This window comes from Paraburkholderia solitsugae (genome assembly GCF_013177695.1).
Lineage (GTDB): Bacteria > Pseudomonadota > Gammaproteobacteria > Burkholderiales > Burkholderiaceae > Paraburkholderia > Paraburkholderia solitsugae.
The window spans coordinates 26,580-46,690 of the sequence record NZ_WOEY01000042.1; the positions used below are offsets into that span (position 1 = coordinate 26,580).

The 20,111-nt window shown below is 61.9% G+C and carries 17 protein-coding genes and 1 tRNA gene; 11 read left to right on the forward strand and 7 right to left on the reverse strand.

What is annotated here, in order from left to right; genetic code table 11:
* The first annotated feature begins 299 nt into the window (after positions 1-299).
* Positions 300-1,343, forward strand: coding sequence for a helix-turn-helix domain-containing protein (locus GNZ12_RS10865; protein ID WP_172310346.1), 1,044 nt, complete (start codon positions 300-302; stop codon positions 1,341-1,343).
* Positions 1,344-1,438: 95 nt separating this feature from the next.
* Here GNZ12_RS10865 and GNZ12_RS10870 read toward each other — a convergent pair whose 3' ends face one another.
* Positions 1,439-4,138: a heavy metal translocating P-type ATPase gene (locus tag GNZ12_RS10870; protein ID WP_456238560.1), complete on the reverse strand. Its 2,700-nt coding sequence runs from the start codon at positions 4,136-4,138 to the stop codon at positions 1,439-1,441.
* An 80-nt stretch (positions 4,139-4,218) separates the two neighbouring features.
* Between GNZ12_RS10870 and cadR the strand changes: the two genes are divergently transcribed.
* The 5 genes from cadR (at position 4,219) to GNZ12_RS10900 (ending at position 8,760) form a co-directional block, all read left to right on the forward strand.
* A complete protein-coding gene (cadR, locus tag GNZ12_RS10880) occupies positions 4,219-4,650 on the forward strand; it encodes a Cd(II)/Pb(II)-responsive transcriptional regulator (protein WP_074285772.1) in 432 nt (143 codons plus the stop codon).
* A gap of 129 nt (positions 4,651-4,779) precedes the next feature.
* A complete protein-coding gene (locus tag GNZ12_RS10885; RefSeq protein ID WP_028197690.1) occupies positions 4,780-4,980 on the forward strand; it encodes a hypothetical protein in 201 nt (66 codons plus the stop codon).
* A 44-nt stretch (positions 4,981-5,024) separates the two neighbouring features.
* A complete protein-coding gene (gene dbpA, locus GNZ12_RS10890; protein ID WP_172310348.1) occupies positions 5,025-6,428 on the forward strand; it encodes an ATP-dependent RNA helicase DbpA in 1,404 nt (467 codons plus the stop codon).
* Positions 6,429-6,782: 354 nt separating this feature from the next.
* Positions 6,783-7,937, forward strand: a complete 1,155-nt coding sequence (locus tag GNZ12_RS10895; RefSeq protein WP_172310349.1) for a pyridoxal phosphate-dependent aminotransferase — start codon at positions 6,783-6,785, stop codon at positions 7,935-7,937.
* A 28-nt stretch (positions 7,938-7,965) separates the two neighbouring features.
* Positions 7,966-8,760, forward strand: a complete 795-nt coding sequence (locus GNZ12_RS10900; protein ID WP_172310350.1) for an ABC transporter substrate-binding protein — start codon at positions 7,966-7,968, stop codon at positions 8,758-8,760.
* A 16-nt stretch (positions 8,761-8,776) separates the two neighbouring features.
* Here the strand turns inward: GNZ12_RS10900 and GNZ12_RS10905 are convergent, their stop codons facing one another.
* Positions 8,777-10,144 (reverse strand): FAD-dependent oxidoreductase, encoded by a 1,368-nt coding sequence (locus GNZ12_RS10905; protein WP_172310351.1) that lies wholly within the window; start codon positions 10,142-10,144, stop codon positions 8,777-8,779.
* Positions 10,141-10,800: a PadR family transcriptional regulator gene (locus GNZ12_RS10910; RefSeq protein WP_172310352.1), complete on the reverse strand. Its 660-nt coding sequence runs from the start codon at positions 10,798-10,800 to the stop codon at positions 10,141-10,143. Before GNZ12_RS10910 ends, GNZ12_RS10905 begins: the two co-directional genes overlap by 4 nt.
* A gap of 243 nt (positions 10,801-11,043) precedes the next feature.
* Between GNZ12_RS10910 and GNZ12_RS10915 the strand changes: the two genes are divergently transcribed.
* Positions 11,044-11,889, forward strand: a complete 846-nt coding sequence (locus GNZ12_RS10915; RefSeq protein ID WP_172310353.1) for a helix-turn-helix transcriptional regulator — start codon at positions 11,044-11,046, stop codon at positions 11,887-11,889.
* Positions 11,890-12,014: 125 nt separating this feature from the next.
* Here the strand turns inward: GNZ12_RS10915 and GNZ12_RS10920 are convergent, their stop codons facing one another.
* The 3 genes from GNZ12_RS10920 to GNZ12_RS10930 all read right to left on the reverse strand — a co-directional run bounded on the left by GNZ12_RS10920 (position 12,015) and on the right by GNZ12_RS10930 (position 13,639).
* Positions 12,015-12,602: a LysE family translocator gene (locus GNZ12_RS10920; protein WP_172310354.1), complete on the reverse strand. Its 588-nt coding sequence runs from the start codon at positions 12,600-12,602 to the stop codon at positions 12,015-12,017.
* A gap of 86 nt (positions 12,603-12,688) precedes the next feature.
* Positions 12,689-13,429 carry a UPF0149 family protein gene (locus tag GNZ12_RS10925; RefSeq protein ID WP_172310355.1) on the reverse strand — a complete coding sequence of 247 codons (741 nt, stop codon included), beginning with the start codon at positions 13,427-13,429 and terminating at the stop codon, positions 12,689-12,691.
* Between the two features lie 134 nt (positions 13,430-13,563).
* Positions 13,564-13,639, reverse strand: a tRNA-Lys gene (locus GNZ12_RS10930).
* 201 nt (positions 13,640-13,840) lie between these two features.
* On the opposite strand from GNZ12_RS10930, the gene GNZ12_RS10935 reads away from it, so the two are divergent.
* Positions 13,841-14,245 carry a PaaI family thioesterase gene (locus tag GNZ12_RS10935; protein WP_028197697.1) on the forward strand — a complete coding sequence of 135 codons (405 nt, stop codon included), beginning with the start codon at positions 13,841-13,843 and terminating at the stop codon, positions 14,243-14,245.
* Between the two features lie 45 nt (positions 14,246-14,290).
* Entirely contained in the window at positions 14,291-15,166 is an 876-nt protein-coding gene (locus tag GNZ12_RS10940; protein ID WP_172310356.1) for a patatin-like phospholipase family protein, read from the forward strand.
* A 111-nt stretch (positions 15,167-15,277) separates the two neighbouring features.
* Here the strand turns inward: GNZ12_RS10940 and GNZ12_RS10945 are convergent, their stop codons facing one another.
* Positions 15,278-16,291 (reverse strand): D-2-hydroxyacid dehydrogenase family protein, encoded by a 1,014-nt coding sequence (locus GNZ12_RS10945; protein WP_172310357.1) that lies wholly within the window; start codon positions 16,289-16,291, stop codon positions 15,278-15,280.
* Between the two features lie 386 nt (positions 16,292-16,677).
* On the opposite strand from GNZ12_RS10945, the gene GNZ12_RS10950 reads away from it, so the two are divergent.
* Both GNZ12_RS10950 and GNZ12_RS10955 read left to right on the forward strand, forming a co-directional pair.
* Positions 16,678-18,546, forward strand: coding sequence for a phosphoenolpyruvate carboxykinase (GTP) (locus GNZ12_RS10950; protein ID WP_172310358.1), 1,869 nt, complete (start codon positions 16,678-16,680; stop codon positions 18,544-18,546).
* 341 nt (positions 18,547-18,887) lie between these two features.
* On the forward strand, positions 18,888-19,988 hold the full coding sequence (locus GNZ12_RS10955; RefSeq protein WP_172310359.1) for a LysR family transcriptional regulator: 1,101 nt from the start codon (positions 18,888-18,890) through the stop codon (positions 19,986-19,988).
* Positions 19,989-20,111 lie beyond the last annotated feature (123 nt).

Sequence of the window (20,111 nt, forward strand, 5' to 3'; positions counted from 1 at the left end):
GCTATATTCGGCGCGATATTTCGCTTGGCCGCGAAAGGGTAGAGCCAGAACTGTGCCAATGCACCGCGGTGGTGAGTTGTGCACGTGCAGCAGGCACGCCTGCCAAGCAGGGCGTGTGACACTGTTCAACTTGCCTAGGGATGAACGTCTCGTTTCTGACCAGTGTGCACAGCCATGTTCACAAATTGAACATGGCCTGAACATGTGCCGGCGCGATCAAAGCAACATGAGCCGCGAATCGGTTCGGCATGAGAATTGCCTTCCGTGTTTCCTCAACACCCTGTTTTCGCAGATCCGGTATGACGATTGAATTCCGAAACGACAGCCTGACCGCACCGACTCACGCGCAACAGCCGAGCTTTTGCGTGCAGACCTGCGTCGCCTACGACGCCGACGAGCAAGCGCGCAATCTTCATGGCTGGAACCAGACCTACGACCAACTGACCGCGGGCCGCTTCGTCGGCGGCCTGACGGAGTTGTGCCTCGACCACATGCAGGTGTTCGTCGAAACGACCAGCCACACGCTGCGGCAGACCTGTGAGGTGCAGGAGGACGCTTACTGGTTCGGCATTCCGACTTGCCCCGAGGGCTCCGGCCGTATCGACGCCCAGGTGATCGCGGGCGATGCGCTCGCATTTCGTCCGGGCGGGATCGAATTCGAGTTGCTGACCTCAGCGGGCTACGAGATTTTCGGTGTGGTGGTGAAGGGGGACCTGCTGCGCCGGTACGCGGCCGAAGTGGAGCGGGTCGGTTTGGCCGACCATCTGCCGAACACGGAAGTCGTGTCGATCGGCACGACTCGCAAGGCGCGCTTGTGCGCATCGCTGCGGCAGCTTCTCGATGACCGCGCGGCGAGCAGTACGCCGCTGTCCTCCTTCGCACGCAACAATTTGCAGGCGTCGGTGCTGGCGTCGCTATTCGACGTTGGCGCGTTGTCTGCGGGGAAGCAGGTTGCAATGCCTGCGCGCGGGCGCCGTCAGTCGATCGTGGCTGAAGCTCGCGAGTACGTCCTGACTAATCGAGAGCGCGCGGTCAACGTGCCGGAGTTGTGCGAGCGGCTGCATGTGAGCCGGCGCACGCTGCAATACTGCTTTCAGGACGTGCTCGGGATGGCGCCCGCCACTTATCTGCGTACGATCCGGTTGAACGGTGCGCGGCGCGATCTGTGCAATGCGGCGCCCGCATCACGCTCGGTTCAGGATGTCGCCGCGGCGTGGGGCTTCTGGCATTTGAGCCAGTTTGCGACGGATTACCGGAAGCTGTTCGGCATGCTGCCTTCCGATACGTTGAAGGCCGGGATCAACGGTCGCGCACAAACGGATGGCTATTCATTCGCGCATTGAATGCATGGGGCATTGATGCGCTGACGTGAAGCGATAAAAAAGGGCGGCCCGCGGGCCGCCCTGTCTTTTGCCAGTTGTAGTTCAGCGAATGCGTGCTACTTGCGCAACAGCCGCAAGCCGTTCGCCACCACCAGCAGGCTCGCGCCAACATCGGCGAATACGGCCATCCACATCGTGCCGAGACCCATCAACGTCAGCACGAGGAAGACGCTCTTGATGCCCAGCGCCAGCGTGATGTTCTGCACCAGCACCGAATGCGTCGCCTTCGACAGGCGGATGAACTGCGGAATCTTGCGCAGATCGTCGTCCATCAATGCGACGTCGGCGGTTTCGATTGCGGTGTCAGTGCCCATCGCGCCCATCGCAAAGCCGATATCGGCGCGCGCTAATGCGGGGGCGTCGTTGATGCCGTCGCCGACCATGCCGACCGTCGCGCCGTCTTTCGACCAGCCGTCCACCGCGTTCAGCTTGTCCTCAGGCAACTGATTACCGCGGGCTTCACCGATGCCGACTTGCTGCGCGATCGCGGCTGCCGTGTGCGGGTTGTCGCCGGTGAGCATGGCGGCCCGCACGCCGAGGCGCTGCAACTCGGCGATGGCGGCGCGGCTCGTGTCCTTCACCGTATCGGCGACGGCGAACAGCGCGAGTACGCGTTCGGCATCCACCAGCATCACGACGGTTTTGCCTTGTCCCTCGAGCGCGTCCAGCCGCGCTTCGAGCGAAGGCGAGCAGCGTCCGAGCTCTTCGACCAGCCGATGATTGCCGAGCCAATACGGCAAGCCGTCGACTTCGCCGTACACGCCGCGGCCTGGCAGTGCTTCGAAGGCATCGACCGTGGCGCTGGCGATGCTGTCGCTTTTCGCCGCCGCCGCAATCGCCATCGACACCGGATGATCCGAACGACCCGCAAGGCTCGCCGCGAGTGTCTTGCTACGAACCATGTCGACATCAGCAAGCATTTCGAACTCGGTTTGCACCGGCTTGCCGTGCGTGAGCGTGCCGGTTTTGTCGAGCGCGAGCCAGCTCAGCTTGCGGCCCTGTTCAAGGTAGGCACCGCCTTTGATCAGGATGCCCTTGCGGGCGGCAGCCGCGAGACCGCTGACGATCGTCACCGGCGTCGAGATCACCAGCGCGCACGGACAGGCGATCACCAGCATCACCAGCGCCTTGTAAACCCACTCGTGCCACAGGCCACCGAACAGCAGCGGCGGCAGCACCGCCACGGCCAGCGCGACAGCGAACACGATTGGCGTATAGACCCGCGCGAACTGATCGACGAAACGCTGCGTCGGTGCTTTGGTGCCTTGCGCTTCTTCGACCGCGTGAATGATGCGCGCGAGCGTTGTGTTGCTGGCTGCGGCCGTGACGCGATAGTCGAACGACCCGGCCTGGTTGATCGTGCCGGCGAACACCGCATCGCCCACGGTCTTGTCGACCGGCAGGCTTTCGCCAGTGATCGGTGCCTGATCGACGCTCGAGCGACCCGTGACGATTTCGCCGTCGAGCGCGATTCGCTCGCCTGGCTTCACGCGCACCACCGCGCCGAGCACGATCGCTTTGAGGTCCATGAGTTGCCAACTGCCGTCCGCTTGCTGCACGCTCGCCTGTTCGGGCGTGAGCTGCATCAAGCCCTGGATGGCATTGCGGGCGCGGTCGAGCGACTTCGCTTCGATCAGTTCGGCAATTGTGAAGAGCACCATCACCATGGCGGCTTCCGGCCACTGCTGCAGGACCAGCGCACCGGTGACTGCAATGCTCATCAGCGCGTTGATGTTGAGATTGCCGTTGCGGATCGCGAGCCAGCCCTTCCTGTAGGTCGTGAGGCCGCAGGCGGGGATCGCGAGGATCGCCAGACCTGCAGCTAACCAGACAGGCGCGCCGAGCCAGCCAGCGGCCTCTGAGCCCACCGCAGCCACGCCTGCAAGTGCCAGCGGCCACCACGGCTTGGCCGGCGCTTGGGGGGCGGCTGCCGCGCCCGGGTTCGCGTCTGCCAGTTCAGGCGTGAAATCGAGCGAACGGATCGCGGCGAGGATCGAGTCGAGCGCGTCCGGCGCGTGGACGACGGTCAACACGCGCTGCATCAGGTTGAAGTCCATGCTGCGCACGGCCGGCATGCGGCTGAATTTCTTGCGGATCAGCGCTTCTTCGGTCGGGCAATCCATCTGCATGATGCGGATCGCGGTGCGCAGGTCGCCGCCGACGGCTTCGGATTGCGGCAGCTTGACCGGCACGGCCGCAGCGTGGGCCGTACCACAACAGCCTGCCTCGGCGTGGCGGTGGGCAGGGGCATGGCTGTGGGCACGGCTGTGGGCGTGACCGTGGTCATGGTCGTGCGCTGCGCGCCCATGGCTGCAGCTTTCACCGTGAACATGTTCGTCATGGCGTTCATGAGCATGCCCTTCGTGGTCATGGTCGCGGCTTTTGCCGTGGGCGTGCGAATGCGCGCGCTCCGGTTGAGTGACATGCGCCTGGTGGCCGTGGCGGCAGCTTCCGCCGTGTGCGTGAGCATGTTCATGCTCGGGTTCGCGAGCACGTGCTTTGTGGTCATGGCCGCAGCTGTCGCCGTGAGCGTGCTCGGGTTCGCGAGCGCGTGCTTTGGCGCCATGGCTGCAGTTTTCGCCGTGCTCGTGAGCGTCTTCACGAGCACGCGCTTCGTGGCCGTGACCGCAGCTTTCACCATGCCCGTGGGTGTGCGCGTCATCATCGGTATGCGCGTGAACATGCCCTTCGTGCCCGTGGGCTAAGGCTTTGGCCTGTTCCGGGCGGTCCGCTTCGGCGAGGTTGGCTTGAGGCATGGGTGGCTTCCTGGTTCGATTTGTGGTCTAGTAAACACCTTGAAGCCACTACAAGGTCAAGGCCGCAATCTGGAGGGTCCATGAAAATTGGCGAACTGGCGAAAATCGCCCATTGCACGACCGAAACCATCCGTTTCTACGAAAAAGAGGGCCTGTTGCCCGAAGCGGACCGTACCGAGGCCAATTACCGCAGCTATACGGCGAGGCACGTCGAACGTCTGCGCTTCATCCGCAATTGCCGCGCGCTCGATATGACCCACGACGAAATCCGGGCGTTGCTGCGTCTGACAGACGCACCGGCGGACGGCTGCGGCGGCATCAATGACCTGATCGACGAGCACATTGCGCACGTCGACACGCGCATCGAAGAATTGAAGCAACTGAAGGTGCAACTGACCACGCTGCGTGAGCAATGTCACGGCGAACAGGCCGTTGAAGACTGCGGCATCGTCCAAGGTCTGACCGAAATGGACGTGAGCGCAGCGCGTGCGCGGCATACGCATCTGGGTTGACGCGTTCCGCCCCTATTGACGGTGGCGCCGATCGCCGTAGTGGCGATCGTGAAGGTAGTGACGGCATTTACGGCTGGGCCGCGTCGACGGCCCACCCAATCAACAATCGAATCCAGTTGGAGAATCAACGTGTTTACCTGTAGAAACCAACCCTGCGGCGAGCAGTGGGAGATGTCGGACGTCGTCATCAAGAATGAAGGGCAGGGACTCCTGTTCCGTTGCCCGATGTGCGGCGCGCGCAATTACGTCGAACGTTTCGACGGGGAAGATGGCTCAGTGCTGTACGAGCAGATCGAAGGTCGCCCCGCCACCGGCCCCATGGCCGAATAGTCCCTAGCCTTCAGCCTCTTCAGTCGATAGCGAGCCATCACCCTATGAACAGTCCCACTCAAGCCGGCGCGCCGTTTAGCCAGCTACCGCTACCGCCCGCCACGCTCGCCAACCTGACGCAGCTCGGCTATGTCGAGATGACGCCGATTCAGGCAGCGAGCCTCCCGATCGCCCTGGCCGGCAACGATCTGATCGCTCAGGCGAAAACCGGCAGCGGCAAGACCGCGGCGTTTTCGCTGGCGCTGCTTAACCGCCTTGACGTGCGCAACTTCGCCGTGCAGGCGATGGTGCTGTGCCCGACGCGCGAACTCGCCGATCAGGTCACGCAGGAAATCCGTCGCCTGGCGCGCGCCGAAGAAAACATCAAGGTGCTAACACTGTGCGGCGGCACGCCGATGCGTCCGCAAACGGCCAGCCTCGAACACGGTGCGCACATCGTGGTCGGCACGCCGGGCCGGATCATGGATCACCTCGAGCGCGGCAGCCTGCCGTTGCAGGCGCTCAACACGCTGGTGCTCGACGAAGCCGACCGCATGCTCGACATGGGTTTCTTCGACGACATCGCCACGGTTGTGAAGCAATGTCCGAAAGAGCGGCAAACGCTGCTGTTCTCCGCGACGTACCCCGAAGGCATCGCCAAACTCAGCCAGCAATTCCTGCGCAATCCGAAGGAAGTGAAGCTCGCCGAGCGGCACGACAACACCAAGATTCGTCAGCGCTTCTATGAAGTGACCGAAGACCAGCGCCTGCATGCCGTCGGTCTGCTGCTGAACCACTATCGTCCGGTGAGCACGCTGGCGTTCTGCAACACCAAGCAGCAGTGCCGCGATCTGCTCGACGTGCTGCGCGCGCAGGGTTTTCATGCGCTCGCGTTGCACGGCGAACTCGATCAGCGTGAACGCGATCAGGTGCTGATCCAGTTCGCGAACCGCAGTTGCTCGGTGCTGGTTGCCACCGACGTTGCTTCGCGCGGTCTGGACATCGCGGAGCTCGAAGCGGTGATCAACGTCGACGTGACGCCGGACCCGGAAGTGCACGTGCACCGCATCGGCCGCACGGGTCGCGCCGATCAGGAAGGCTGGGCGCTCAGTCTCGCCAGCATGAACGAGATGGGTCGCGTGGGTAGTCTCGAACAGGCACAGAAGCGTGAAGTCGAGTGGCACAAGCTGGCCGATCTCAAACCGGCGAGCAACGAGCGCTTGCTGCCGCCGATGGAAACGCTACAGATTCTCGGCGGCCGCAAGGAAAAGATCCGTCCGGGCGACGTGCTCGGCGCGCTCACCGGCGACGCGGGTTTCGCCGGTTCGCAGATCGGCAAGATCAATGTGACGGAAATGTCGACCTATGTGGCCGTGGAGCGCAGCATCGCGCGCGAGGCAATGCGCAAGCTCAGCGGCGGCAAGGTGAAGGGCAAGAAGGTCAAAGTCCGCATGATGGACGACGCCTGATCGTCGACTAGTGTGCTTTTGACGGCTGCGACCGCCTGGTCGCAGCCAAGTTAGTCTGCATTACCGCTACGCATTACAACGCCGCATCAGCGCTGCGCATCACATTACGTCATACCTCGGCTGTTCTGCACGCTCCCCGCGTGGCTGTATTTCTCCCGCCAAACCCCCGATTTCATTGCATCAGCCCGCCCCGGCGCAGGATTGCGCGAGCCATGACGTAAACGCATACCTTGCATGACAAAGTTTCGATTGTGAGCGTTATTTGGCTGATGCTTAATCATCGAACCGGATGGGATCGCCGCGCAGTGGGCAGTCCGCGAATCCGCTGCCGGATGAAGAAAGGGAGAAAGCTTTATGCAGAGCGCCATGCAAGCACGCTCGAAACTGCCTGACGTAGGCACGACGATTTTTACCGTGATCGGTCAACTGGCCGCACAACACGATGCGCTGAACCTGTCGCAAGGTGCGCCGAATTTCGCGCCCGACGCGAAACTGATCGACGGTGTCGCGCAAGCCATGCGCGCCGGTCATAACCAGTACGCGCCGATGGCCGGCATCGCCGCCTTGCGCGAAGCGCTCGCCGACAAGGTCGAGACGCTGTACGGCGTGCGCTACGACCCGTCGAGCGAAGTCACCGTGATCGCCAGTGCCAGCGAAGGCCTGTATTCGACGATCAGCGCGTTGGTGCATCCCGGCGATGAAGTGATTTACTTCGAGCCGTCATTCGATAGTTACGGCCCGATTGTTCGGCTGCAAGGCGCGACGCCGATCCCGATCAAACTGTCGCTCGCCGATTTCCGCGTGGATTGGGACGAGGTCGCTGCTGCGATCACGCCGAAGACGCGCATGATCATCATCAACACGCCGCACAACCCGACCGCGACCGTATTCAGCGAAGCCGACATCGAGCGTCTGAAGGCCGTGACGCGCAACACCGACATCGTGATTCTCGCCGACGAAGTCTACGAACACGTCGTGTTCGACGGCGCCAAACATCAGAGCATGGCCTGCGACGCCGAACTCGCGGAACGCAGCGTGATCGTGTCGTCGTTCGGCAAGTCGTATCACGTGACGGGTTGGCGCATCGGTTATTGCCTTGCGCCCGCCGCACTGATGGACGAGATTCGCAAAGTCCATCAGTTCATGGTGTTTTCTGCCGATACACCGATGCAGTACGCGTTTGTCGATGCGTTGGCCAATCGCGAGAGCTATCTCGGTCTGTCCGCGTTCTATCAGAAGAAGCGCAATCTGCTCGCCCATGCGCTGCGCGAGTCGCGCTTCGAGTTGTTGCCGAGCGAAGGCAGCTTCTTCATGCTCGCGCGTTTCCGCGGTTTCTCCGAGGAAAGCGATAGCGATTTCGTGCTGCGCCTGATTCGCGATGCGCGTGTCGCGACGATTCCGTTGTCGGCGTTCTATACCGACGGCACGGATTCCGGCTTGATCCGCTTGAGCTTTTCGAAGGACGACGCGACCTTGATCGAAGGTGCGCGGCGTTTGTGCGAAATCTGATTATCGAAGTAAAGGGGAGGGACCCACTATGAAGTTGCTCAAGCCTCTATTGGCGCTGGCCTGCGCATTCGCGGCAATCGCCGCATCGTCTGCCGCGATCGCCGCCGATGCATCGACGCTGCGTTTCGGACTCGAGGCGCAGTATCCGCCGTTCGAATCGAAAGGGCCGAGCGGTGAGTTGCAAGGTCTCGACATTGACGTCGGCAATGCCGTCTGCGCCGCCGCGCATATGACGTGCAAATGGGTCGAAACGTCGTTCGACGGCTTGATTCCCGCACTGCAAGGCCGCAAGTTCGACGCGATCAATTCGGCGATGAACGCCACTGAGCAGCGCCGTCAGGCGATCGATTTCACGACTGTCGTGTATCGCGTGCCGACGCAGTTGATCGCGAAGCGCGACAGCGGTTTGCTGCCGACTATCGCATCGTTGAAGGGTAAACGCGTCGGCGTGCTGCAGGCGTCGATTCAGGAAACCTTCGCGAAGGCGCATTGGGAATCGGCTGGCGTCACCGTGGTGCCGTATCAGGATCAGAACCAGGCTTATACGGATCTCACGGCGGGTCGTCTCGACGCTACGCTCGTTCTCGCGCCGGCCGGCCAGACGGGTTTTCTGTCGAAGCCTGAGGGCAAGGACTATGCGTTTGTCGGGCAGCCGGTGCGCGATGACAAGATCCTCGGCAGCGGCATCGCCTACGGGATTCGCAAAGGCGACACCGCGCTGCGCGACCAGTTGAACGCGGCGATCGCCAAGGTTCAGGCCGACGGTACGATCAAGACGCTGGCGGCGAAGTACCTCGGCAATATCGACATCTCATCGAAGTAACTTATTGACCGCCGCGTTACTGACCGTGCGCGGCGGGTGCCGCGTCGCGATCGACGCCGCGAAATTCGTTCTCGGCGTCGATCATGCGGCGCTTGAGCATCGGCACGTTGTTCACCACGCGCAGGCTGGTGCGCATGGCACTCAGCGCCATTCTTCCGACCACCGGCCGATGCAGCGCACTGCGCGCATCGAACTGCTTGCGCGATTCCGCGACCGCGTGAAAGCCGTAGCGGCGCATCTCCTCCTCGTAACCTGCGACGGCGTCGTGGCCCGACAGCTTGCCCTGCTGCGCATCGGCCAGACGCGCAGCAAGGAGCGCGGCATCGCGCAGCGCGGTGTTCGCACCGACGCCGCGGCCCGGCGTCATCAGATGCACCGCGTCGCCCAGGACCGTGACGTTGCTGGTCGGCCATGCGTCGACCGGAACCGATGTGCGCACGTCGACGCTGAAGGCGGTGGAAGGATCCGAAGCGCGAATCAGGGCGCGCAGATTGGGATGCCAGCCGTCGGTGATCTGCGTGGCGAGTGCGAGTAACGCGGCCTGCCCGAGCGGTTTGGGATCGGCCGGCAAGTTGTGCAGTGCGCCCCACACACCCCACATCAGATAGTCGCGCGTGTTGTCGTAGAGCAATCCCGGCCAGCGCGAGAGCAACTCGGCGTCGTTGCTGCCGATGCCTTCCTTCATGCCGTCGCCGTCCGCACGCCACGGAAATTCCATCACATGCACGATGCCGCCAAAGCCCTTCGGCGCGTTGATCAGCGTGATGCCGTCGAGCACCTTGGGCGGCAGCAGCGCACGTGACGTTTCGTCCATGGGCACCTTTGCGCCAACGCTGACGATGCCGGTGTTTTCCAGCCGCGCGTGCGGCAGCAATTGGCGGCGCACCTTCGAGCGCGCGCCGTCCGCGCCGATCAGCAGATCCGCCGTGGCGTGGGTGCCGTCTTCGAAATGCGCGGTGACGCTACCGTCGGCATGCTGTTCGTACGACGTGAAGGTCTTGCCAAAATGCACCTGCGCTTCGAGACCCGTCAGCAGCACTTGCCTGAGCGTCATCCGGCTGACCGATTTGCCGCCGCTCATCGATTCGTCTTCGAGCGGCACCGTGAGTAATTCGGTCATCCGCTCGGTCAGGATGTTGAAGTGGCCGGGCGTGCGTGCGCAAGTCGCGAGAAATGTCGCATAGAGTTCGGGCGGAAGGCACGCTTTCAGCGACGCGAGCCCGTGCGGATTGATGCCGACGCGGTAGCCCTGCAAACCGTCCGCGCGCGTGCGGTCGCGTTCATACACATTCACATTGATGCCGGCGCGCTTCAATCCGTGCGCAAGGCAGAGGCCGCCGGTGCCGGCCCCAATCACAATCACATTCATGGGTTCACGGTTCATGACTTCGCCTCCTTTTTTGTGGCGGGTTGGGCCGGCCTGTACTTGTATTCGCCGGCCGGCAGCGTGAAACGTTGAGCAATTTCTTCGAGCCATTCCGGGCTCCAGGTCAGCGTGCCGGCCTTCAGATCGGTCACCACGGTGCGCACCCAGTCCAGCTCGACAACCAGTTGCGCGCGCACCAATTCGCCTTCGAGCAGGAAAAGCCGCGGCACTTGCAGCTGGGTGGCGTGGGCGGTGGCCTCGTCGAATCGGATCAATTCCCGTTCGAGTGCGCCGATGCGGGTCTCGAGTTGACGACAGGCGTCGTCGGCCGAAAGCAGCGGCAGAAAGGAGAGCGCGGCCGGAAAGGCCGGGAAATCCCGGGCGGGTTGCGCGAGCTGTTCGCGCAACCACAGACGGGCGGTGTCGCGGCCGGCTTCGGTAATTTCATAGACCGTGCGTTCGGGGAACGCGCCGTCGCGTTCCGTTTCGCGGATGGCGATCAGGTCGCCGCGCACCAGGCGATTGATCGTTTGGTACAGGCTGTTGCGCTGACCGACGTTGATGACTTCGTCCTTGCCGCGTGCCTTGATGAGCTGCTGCATCCGGTACGGATGCATCGGCGCTTCAGTCAGCATGGCGAGGACGGCGAGGGCGAGCGGAGAGTGGCGGACCATAGTCAGGGTGTTGGCGAGCTAGTCTTTGTTTTGCTAGTCATAATATAACTATATTTTCGGGATTGGCAAGTACGGAATTTCGAAGTTTTCCGCGGGCGCCATGGTTCCGGCGCTGGTCCGCGGCGGATTGCGCCGTTACGATGTGGTTCGGGCCGACGTGTACGGGCGGTAAAGCAGCGGTGGGATCAGGCAGCGGTGGGATCAGGCAGTGATGGGATCAAGCGCATGACCGAGGAGCACGCGATGAGCGGGACGAATGACGGGAGTGATTCAGCGGTGACGGCTGCGGCGCCAAAGTTCTGGCGTGATGAAGCCTTGCCGTTCATCGAGGCGCGTTCTATCGAAGACGGCCGAGAAGTCTGCTATGCCAAACACTCACACGAGACGTTCTCGATCGGCGCCGTCACTGGCGGCCACAGCGTGTATGTGAATCGCCACGAGAGTGAATGGATCGGCGCCGGTGCGGTCGTGATGATGAATCCGGACGACGTGCACGCGTGCAACCCGGTTGCCGACGAGCGCTGGTCGTATCGGATGCTGCATGTCGAGGTTGATTGGCTCACGGGTTTGCAACACGACCTGGGGTTCAGCGACAACCACGCGTTTCGCGCTTTCTCGCAGGCCATGACGATGGAACCGGCGTTGTTCGAGGGTTTGAACCGTCTATACGCGGTCCTCGTCGACGCCGATAGCGAGCCCATGCGCAAGGAAAGCGCTGTGGTCACTTTCTTCTCGGACGTACAACAGAAGTTGAATCCGGCGCCCTTGCCGGATCACGACGCGAGCGGTCAACTCGCGCGAGCCGCGGAATTCATCGACGAAAACTGCACTCGTCCGCTGAAGCTGGAGGATGTCTGCAAGGCGGCTGAGCTTTCCGCCTCGCACTTGATCCGCGCTTTCAAGCAGCGTTATGGCATGACGCCGCACGCGTATCTGATCAATCGGCGCATCCAGTACAGCCGCGCACAACTCCGGCGCGGCTACCCGATAGCGGACGTCGCGCTCGATGCGGGCTTTGCCGATCAGGCGCATTTGCAGCGGACCTTCAAGCGGCTGGTTGCGGCGACGCCGGGTCAGTATCGAAGTTGACGCTAGGTGGCCGGCCGACCAGGCGCACGGGCGAGAGACCTTCAAGCGGCTGATTGCGATTGCGCGGGTGCAAGGGCGGTGGTTGAAGTAGCGGCTGCGCCTGTGAGTGCGTCCTGCCGTCCGCGTCACGCTACAAGCAGATACAACGCGCTTGCCGCGAGCAAGGCTGCCATCGCACGATTGAATAATCTCACGCGCTTCGGCTCCTGCAAGTATCGACGCAGGAACGTGCCGGCATACGCCCAGCTGGCAATCGACAGATAGCAAACCACGAAGTACACGACGGTGAATTGCCAGACGAGCCGGCCGTCGCCATCGGCTGCGTAGGCGCCCATGCCGGCCAATGAAGCGAGCCATGCTTTCGGATTGAGCCATTGCATCGCCGCGCCGTAGGCGAAGGACGGCCCGCGAGTGGGCTTGTCCGCGCCGAGCTTGCCGTCATCGATGGCGAGTTTGTAGGCCATGTAAAGCAGAAAGCCGACGCCGGCCCATTTGACGATGTCGATCAGATTGGGGAAAAGCGCGAGCAACTCATGCAGGCCTAGGCCGATGAGCAACAGCAGCAGCGTGAACCCGACGGTCGCGCCGGTCACATGCCGCATGCTCGCGGCGAATCCATGCTGCGCGCCGGCGCTGAGTGCGACGACATTGACCGGCCCGGGCGAAATCGACGAGGCCAACGCAAAGGCGGCCATGGAGAGTAAGACGGTCATCTGATGCCTCGATACGTGAGTGCGCAGGATTTGCGACGCTCAACGGTATCGGGCAGTGGGGCGGGGTGTATTGAAGGAAATGACTTTCAGTGAAGTTCCGCCGCAGCGCCACAGCATTTCTTGAATTTCTTGCCGCTGCCGCAAGGACAGGGGTTGTTGCGGCCGACCTTGGGTTCGGTGCGCTGCATCGCGGCGGCGAGATTCCGCTCATGGACGGCCTGACGGTGAGGAAGCCAGAAACGATAGATCGCAGCGACGCTGGCGGGGATCTTTTTGGTAAGGACTTCGCGCTGTTCTGGCGTGGCGATCAACTGCTGCTCTTCCGGCAGGATCTCATCTGAGCCCATCAGGTAAAGCGGATTCAGCCATTCCCGGCCCTGCTCGTTATCGAACAGCGCTTGCCAATCTGCCCGAACCAGCATGAGGCCCTCCATGAAGCCCAAAGCCCACGCTTCGCCGTCGAGGTATTCGCGGTCACCTATCGGTCTCAAGGTAAGCACTGGGTCGAAATCGTCCGGGTCGTTTTCGAGGCTGGTGATGATGCCGTTCATGTCTCGCAAGATCAGCCCGAGAATATGCTGCGCCTGATCCGTTGTCTCGAATTTGGGAGCGTCATCCTCGCTCGGGCCCCAGACTCGTGGCAGCCAGTAACTTGGGGGTACGGTAGTGGGGCCGATGGCCAAGGCGGTCAGATAACCGTCCAGGCCCACGATTGTCAGGGTCTCGTCCGACGTCTGGTCGGAAATCAGAAAGTCATCGAGTTCTTCGAACTCTTTTTCGGAGAGCGGGGCACCCAGATCGCCGGGGCGTAACTTTGACTTGGACATAGTGCGGCTCCGGCGCTTCGGATCGTGGGTCCCGATGGCATGTCAGGGGAATGCGGAGCCGGCATTTTCACACGGTGCCGGCCCCGCAAAGCAAAAAGCCCAGTCGCAAGGACCGGGCTTTTTGTTGAATACTTTGGTGGGGCGTGACAGATTCGAACTGTCGACCTACGGATTAAGAGTCCGCTGCTCTACCAGCTGAGCTAACGCCCCAACAGAAGCGAAATTATGCCGAAACTTTCCGAGATTGCCAAGCCCCTTTAGCAGATTTCTTATAAAAATCTGGAGCTGGCACGCCCGGCGCGTGCGCTGCCTGCCGTCAGGCACCAGAGAGGCGCGCGGGTCACCGTCCCGGTATCATGTCGCGGACACCTGCCGCTCGAAGCGTCGCGCGGCTTTCGACCGGGAACCACCATGGATGACAAAGAGATTAACGAGTTGCTCGACCGCATCCTCGCCCCGTGGGTCCGCGCGCTCACGCTGACCCCGGTCAAGGTCGACGAAGAAAGTGCGACTTTGCGCCTGCCGTTTTCCGGTGGGCTGCGCCATTCGGGCGGCGTGATCTGCGGCCAGGTCTTCATGGCAGCCGCCGACACGGCAATGATCGTCGCGATTTCGGCCGCGCTGGGCGGCTTCAAGCCGATGAGCACCGTCTCGCTCAACATCAGTTTCATGCGCGCGGTCCGCAACGGCGACGTGCTGATCACTGCGCGCGTGCTGCGCATGGGCCGCAATCTCGTGTTCGGCGAAGTCGAGTTATTCGACGAAGCCGGCAACATGGCCGTCCATGCGACCACCACCTATGCGCTGCTCGACTGAAACCTGAAAACGGGCCCGCAAGCCGTATTAGAGGAAAAAGCCAAGATGTTCGATCAGGTCGTATTCGCCGGCGGCGGCAATCGCTGCTGGTGGCAGGCGGGATTCTGGGACGTGGTGCAGCCGGAGTTGGATATCCGTCCGCGCGTCATCACCAGCATTTCAGCCGGCGCGGCGACCGCGTGCATGCTTTACACGCGCGATTCCGACTGGGTCATGCGCTATTACGAAGACGCGCTGCGCCACAACACCCGCAACGCGTACTGGGGCAATCTGCTGCGTGGTGAATCGGTGTTTCCGCATTACCGGATCTACCGGCAGGCGCTGCTCGACATCTATGGTGACAAGTTCTCCACGCTCGCGGACGCGCCCGAAATCCGCATCGGCGTGTCGCATCTGCCGCGCTGGCTTGGCGCGCGCAGCGCGGTCGCCGCGGGCCTGATTGCGTACAACATCGAGAAATACGTGCGCAAAACGCTGCATCCGACACTGGGTCAGACGCTCGGTTTTCATCCGGAATTCGTGCGCGCGCAGGATTGTGCGACGGTCGAGGACCTCGCCGATCTGATTCTGCAATCCTCGAGTACGCCGCCGTTCACGCCGGTCTTACGGCGCAATGGCCGGCCGGTGCTCGACGGTGGGATGGTCGACAACGTGCCGGTCGGGGCGCTCGATGCCGAGGCACCCGGCAACGTACTGGTCATGGTGACGCGCCTTTATCCGCGGCCACAGATGTTCGTCGTACCGCACGGCGTGCAGCAACGGCTCTACGTGCAGCCGTCGCGCAAGGTGCCGATTTCGAGTTGGGATTACACCAGCCCGTCGCAGATGGTGCAGGCGTACAACCTCGGCCGCGCCGACGGCGAGGCCTTTCTGGAACGCATGCCCGATCTGCTGGAAGCCGGTGCGCACGAAGCGCGCTGAGGCGAGGTGAGTAACGAGGGTCCGGTTTCCAGGACCGCTGCGTGAGCCGTAGACCGCGCGCCAACGAGATTGGCGCGCAGGGTTGAAGCCCGCACAACTACCGCGCGAAGATTACCGCCGCCGCCCGCCCTGCAACGCCTCCGGATTCGCCACGCTGGACGTATCGCCGGCGTCGAAAGCCAGAATGTTCTGGAATGCCGCGGTGAAATACAGCTCGTAGCTCTCGCGCTCCACGTAGCCGATGTGCGGTGTGCAGATCACGTTCTCCATGCGCAGCAGGCTGTAGCCCTGCAGAATCGGCTCGCTTTCGTAGACATCGATCGCGACCATCCCCGGACGGTTGTGCGATAGCGCGTTCACCAGCGCGTTTTCGTCGAGCAGTTCAGCTCGGCTCGTGTTCACGAGCAACGCAGTCGGCTTCATCCGCATCAGGTCTTCCTGCTTGACGATGCCGCGCGTGTCGTCATGCAGACGCAGGTGCAACGACAGCACATCGCTCTGCTCGAACAGCGCCTCGCGGCTCTCGGCCACGCCATATCCATCCGCGAGCGCCGCTTCGCGCGAATGCTCGCGGCCCCAGATCAGCACGTTCATGCCGAACGCCTTGCCGTATCCGGCAAGCAGCCGCCCGATCTTGCCGTAACCCCAAATCCCCAATGTCTGACCGCGCAACACCTGGCCCAAGCCGAAGTTCGGCGGCAGCGCCGATGTCTTCAAACCGGACTGTTGCCAGGCCCCTTGCTTAAGGTTTGCTACGTATTGCGGAATCCGCCGCTGAGCCGCCATGATAAGGGCCCAAGTCAGTTCGGCCGGCGCGATTGGCGAGCCGCTGCCTTCCAGCACGGCGATGCCGCGCTCGGTACAGGCTGCCAGATCGATATGGCTGGAAACCTTGCCGGTTTGGCTGATCATGCGCAAACGCGGCAACTTGTCGAGCAGTTGCGAGTTGATGCGGGTACGTTCGCGAATCAGGACGAGGGCGTCGACCTCAGAAAGGCGGCTCGCCAGTTGGCCGAGACCGCGGACGGTGTTGTTGAAAACCTTGACCTCATGGTCGGCCAGCAGTTGAAAGCAGTCGAGCTTGCGGACGGCGTCCTGGTAATCGTCGAGGATGGCAATCTTCATGGTATGTGTCTTGCGACGCACAATAGCGGTGCGGAACGGAGTGTTATGCTGACTGTCCCACCATGTGACCTAGGTCACATGCCGGTCTGGCTGGATGCCTTACCGTAGAAGCTGCCGCGTAGAACGGCAGCGCCACGGCAAGGCCGATTGACATCGTTTTTAACAGTTTGTTGCGTGTTGAGGCAAGTCGCTTTACAGACGGTTGCAGACGGCCGTCGGCAAGGCCGTTCGGAAGCCTCCGCGCAACAGGCCATGTAGCCCACGATGACCTGCACAATTGCGCGTCGGCTTGCAGGAAAGTCGATGCAATGAATTGAACGCCTCTCGCATGCAGCGTCGCTGGGCTTGTACCGTTTTTCTATTGCTTTCAAAACGGAGACAAGTCGATGAATCATCCCTCATTCGAAGGAAAACCCACCATTGAGGCGTCTGCAGGTGCACCCGCGTGGGTCAAACACCGAAAACTGATCGACTGGGTCCAGCGCGTTGCCGCCATGACCAAGCCCGATCGAATCGTCTGGTGCGACGGTTCGCAGGAGGAGTACGACCGCCTCTGCACCCAGATGGTCGAAGCCGGCACCCTCAAGAAACTCAATCCCGCCAAACGTCCCAATTCCTATCTGGCATGGTCCGATCCATCAGACGTGGCGCGTGTCGAAGACCGCACATTCATCTGCTCGAAGCGCCGGGAAGATGCCGGGCCCACCAACAACTGGATCGAACCGGCTGAGATGCGCGCGACGCTGGACGGCCTGTTCGATGGCGCCATGCGCGGCCGCACCATGTACGTGGTGCCGTTCTCGATGGGGCCGCTCGGTTCGCCGATCGCGCACATCGGCGTCGAATTGAGCGATAGCCCATATGTCGTGACCAACATGCGCATCATGACGCGTATGGGCCGCAAGGTGTACGAGGTGCTGGGCGAAGACGGCGAGTTCGTGCCGTGTGTGCATTCGGTCGGCGCGCCGCTCGCCGCGGGCGCGAAAGACGTGTCGTGGCCGTGCAACGACACCAAATACATCGTCCATTTCCCCGAATCGCGCGAAATCTGGAGCTATGGTTCGGGCTACGGCGGCAATGCGCTGCTGGGCAAGAAGTGTTTCGCGCTGCGCATCGCCTCCACGATGGGCCGCGACGAAGGCTGGCTCGCCGAACACATGCTGATTCTCGGCGTGACGTCGCCGGAAGGGCAAAAACATCACGTTGCAGCTGCGTTTCCGTCAGCTTGCGGCAAGACCAACTTCGCCATGCTGATTCCGCCGGCAGGCCTGAACGGCTGGAAAATCTCCACGATCGGTGACGATATTGCGTGGATCAAACCGGGTAAGGACGGCCGTCTGTACGCGATCAACCCTGAGGCAGGGTATTTCGGCGTCGCGCCGGGCACGAGCGAAAAAACCAACTTCAACGCGATGGCCACGCTGAAGGAAAACGTCATCTTCACGAACGTCGCGCTGACGGACGACGGTGACGTCTGGTGGGAAGGCATGACCGACGAGCCGCCCGCGCACCTGATCGACTGGCAGGGCAAGGATTGGACGCCGGCGAGCGCGAAGGAGAGCGGGCGCAAGGCCGCGCACCCGAACGCGCGCTTCACGGCACCGGCTTCGCAATGTCCGTCGATCGATGCCGACTGGGAGGACCCGGCGGGCGTCGCAATCGACGCGTTCATTTTCGGCGGCCGCCGCTCGACCACCGTGCCGCTCGTCACCGAAGCGCGCAACTGGGTCGAAGGCGTCTACATGGCGGCGACCATGGGCTCGGAAACAACTGCGGCGGCGGCGGGGCAGCAGGGCGTAGTGCGCCGTGACCCGTTCGCGATGCTGCCGTTCTGCGGCTACAACATGAGCGACTACTTCGGGCACTGGCTGAAAACCGGCGAGCGTCTCGAGAAACTGAACGCGAAGCTGCCGAAAATCTTCTGCGTCAACTGGTTCCGCAAGGGCGCGGACGGCAAGTTCGTCTGGCCGGGCTTCGGCGAGAACATGCGCGTGTTGAGCTGGGTGGTCGGGCGCGTCGAAGGCAAGGCGCAAGGTGAAGAACACACGTTCGGCATTTCGCCGCACTATGAAGACATCGACTGGCGCGGCCTGGATTTCAGCCGCGAGCAATTCCAACAGGTAATTTCCGTCGACGACGCGGCCTGGCGCGATGAACTCGCGCTACATGCCAAACTGTTTGACACATTGCAGCAAGGTCTGCCGCCGGCTTTGACGCAGACTAAACTCACGCTCGAAGGAAAACTCGCTGCCTGATAAGGTGAGTATTCACTTCGTACGAAAGCCGCCTTCGGGCGGCTTTTCATTTCCGGTCCGACCCCGCATCGCGACTTTTTCCGATTCCGCAATGCGAGGTGACCTTTGCATCTGTTCGAACAAAAAAGACAGTGCAAGCTGCAGTGCAGCAGATTGTTGCTCTTGTCGGAACAATCGAGGTTCATGTCCTACATTGAGGGACACAGTCGCACAAATATCGACAATATTTCCGCTTTGGCGGGCAACTTCTGCACGATTTCGCGAGTCGTAGGAGAATTCCAAGTTCGCTTCACTGGTTTTCACTAATTGTCAGGAAGCAGTAACACGGCAGGAGTTGTCCCATGGATCATTTGCAGTCGATGCGAGTTTTCGTCAAAGTGGCGGATCTCGGCAGTTTTGCCCGCGCTGCGAGCGCGATGGATATTTCCAACGCAGTTGCCACCCGTCACGTTGCCGATCTCGAAGGCCGTCTTGGTACGCGGCTGCTCAATCGCACAACCCGCAGCTTGTCCCTGACCGAATCCGGCCAGGTTTATCTTGAGCGCGCGCGCCAGATTCTCGACGAACTGGAAGACGTCGAGCAGATGGTGGTCGCGCGGAATCACGAACCCGTCGGCACATTGCGAATCGTCGCACCGGTTGTGTTCGGGTTGCATAACCTTGCGCCCGTGCTGCAGACGTATGCAGAGCGCTATCCGAAAGTCATTCCCGATGTCACGCTGGTCGACCGTCAGGTCGATCTGGTCGAAGAAGGCTTCGACGTGGGCGTGGTGGTCACACGGCAGATGCGCAGCGCGAGCATTGTCACGCGGCGTTTGACCACCGGTTGTATGACGGTGTGCGCGACGCCCGCGTATCTGGAAAAGCACGGCACGCCGACGCGTCCCGAACATCTGCTCGAGCATCCGTGCCTGAGCTTGCCGTCCGAGTATTGGGGCGACGAGCGTGTATTCACGGGCTCAGAAGGTGAAGTGCGCGTGCGTCCGTCCAACGTGATCGTGGCCAACAACACGGAAATGCTGCGACAGTTCGCGCTGCTTGGCATGGGCATCGCGATTTTGCCGAGCTATCTGATCGGCCGTGACATGACGCGCGGCAGGCTCGTGCGTTTGCTCGGCGATTTCCGTTTGCCGCAGGTCGAGATCAACATCGCGTATCCGAGCCGTCGCCACTTGCCGGCAAAGGTGCGTACGTTCATCGATCATCTGGTCGAGCATTTCAGCCAGACGCCGAACAGTCTGCTCGGTGAGCAGTGGATCAAGGACGGCCTTGAGAGGCCTGCTACGTCCGCCGCGCTCGATGCCGCGAACCTCATGCCGCCGGAAGCATTCGATGGCGCTGAGCCGCTGTCACGGCTGCTGGATAGCGAGTTATCGCCGATACCGAAGACGTTGGCAAAGACGACGAATCGTCCACGGCCCACCGCGCTGTCGCCGCTGTAACGATTCGGGCGAGGGTGCCGGCAGCGCTTGAGGTGAGCGCTATCTGGCCGACAAATAAAAAGGCGCAGTCACGAAAGTGACTGCGCCTTTTTTCAGGCAAGTTCGACGCTTGCCGGAAGCTGA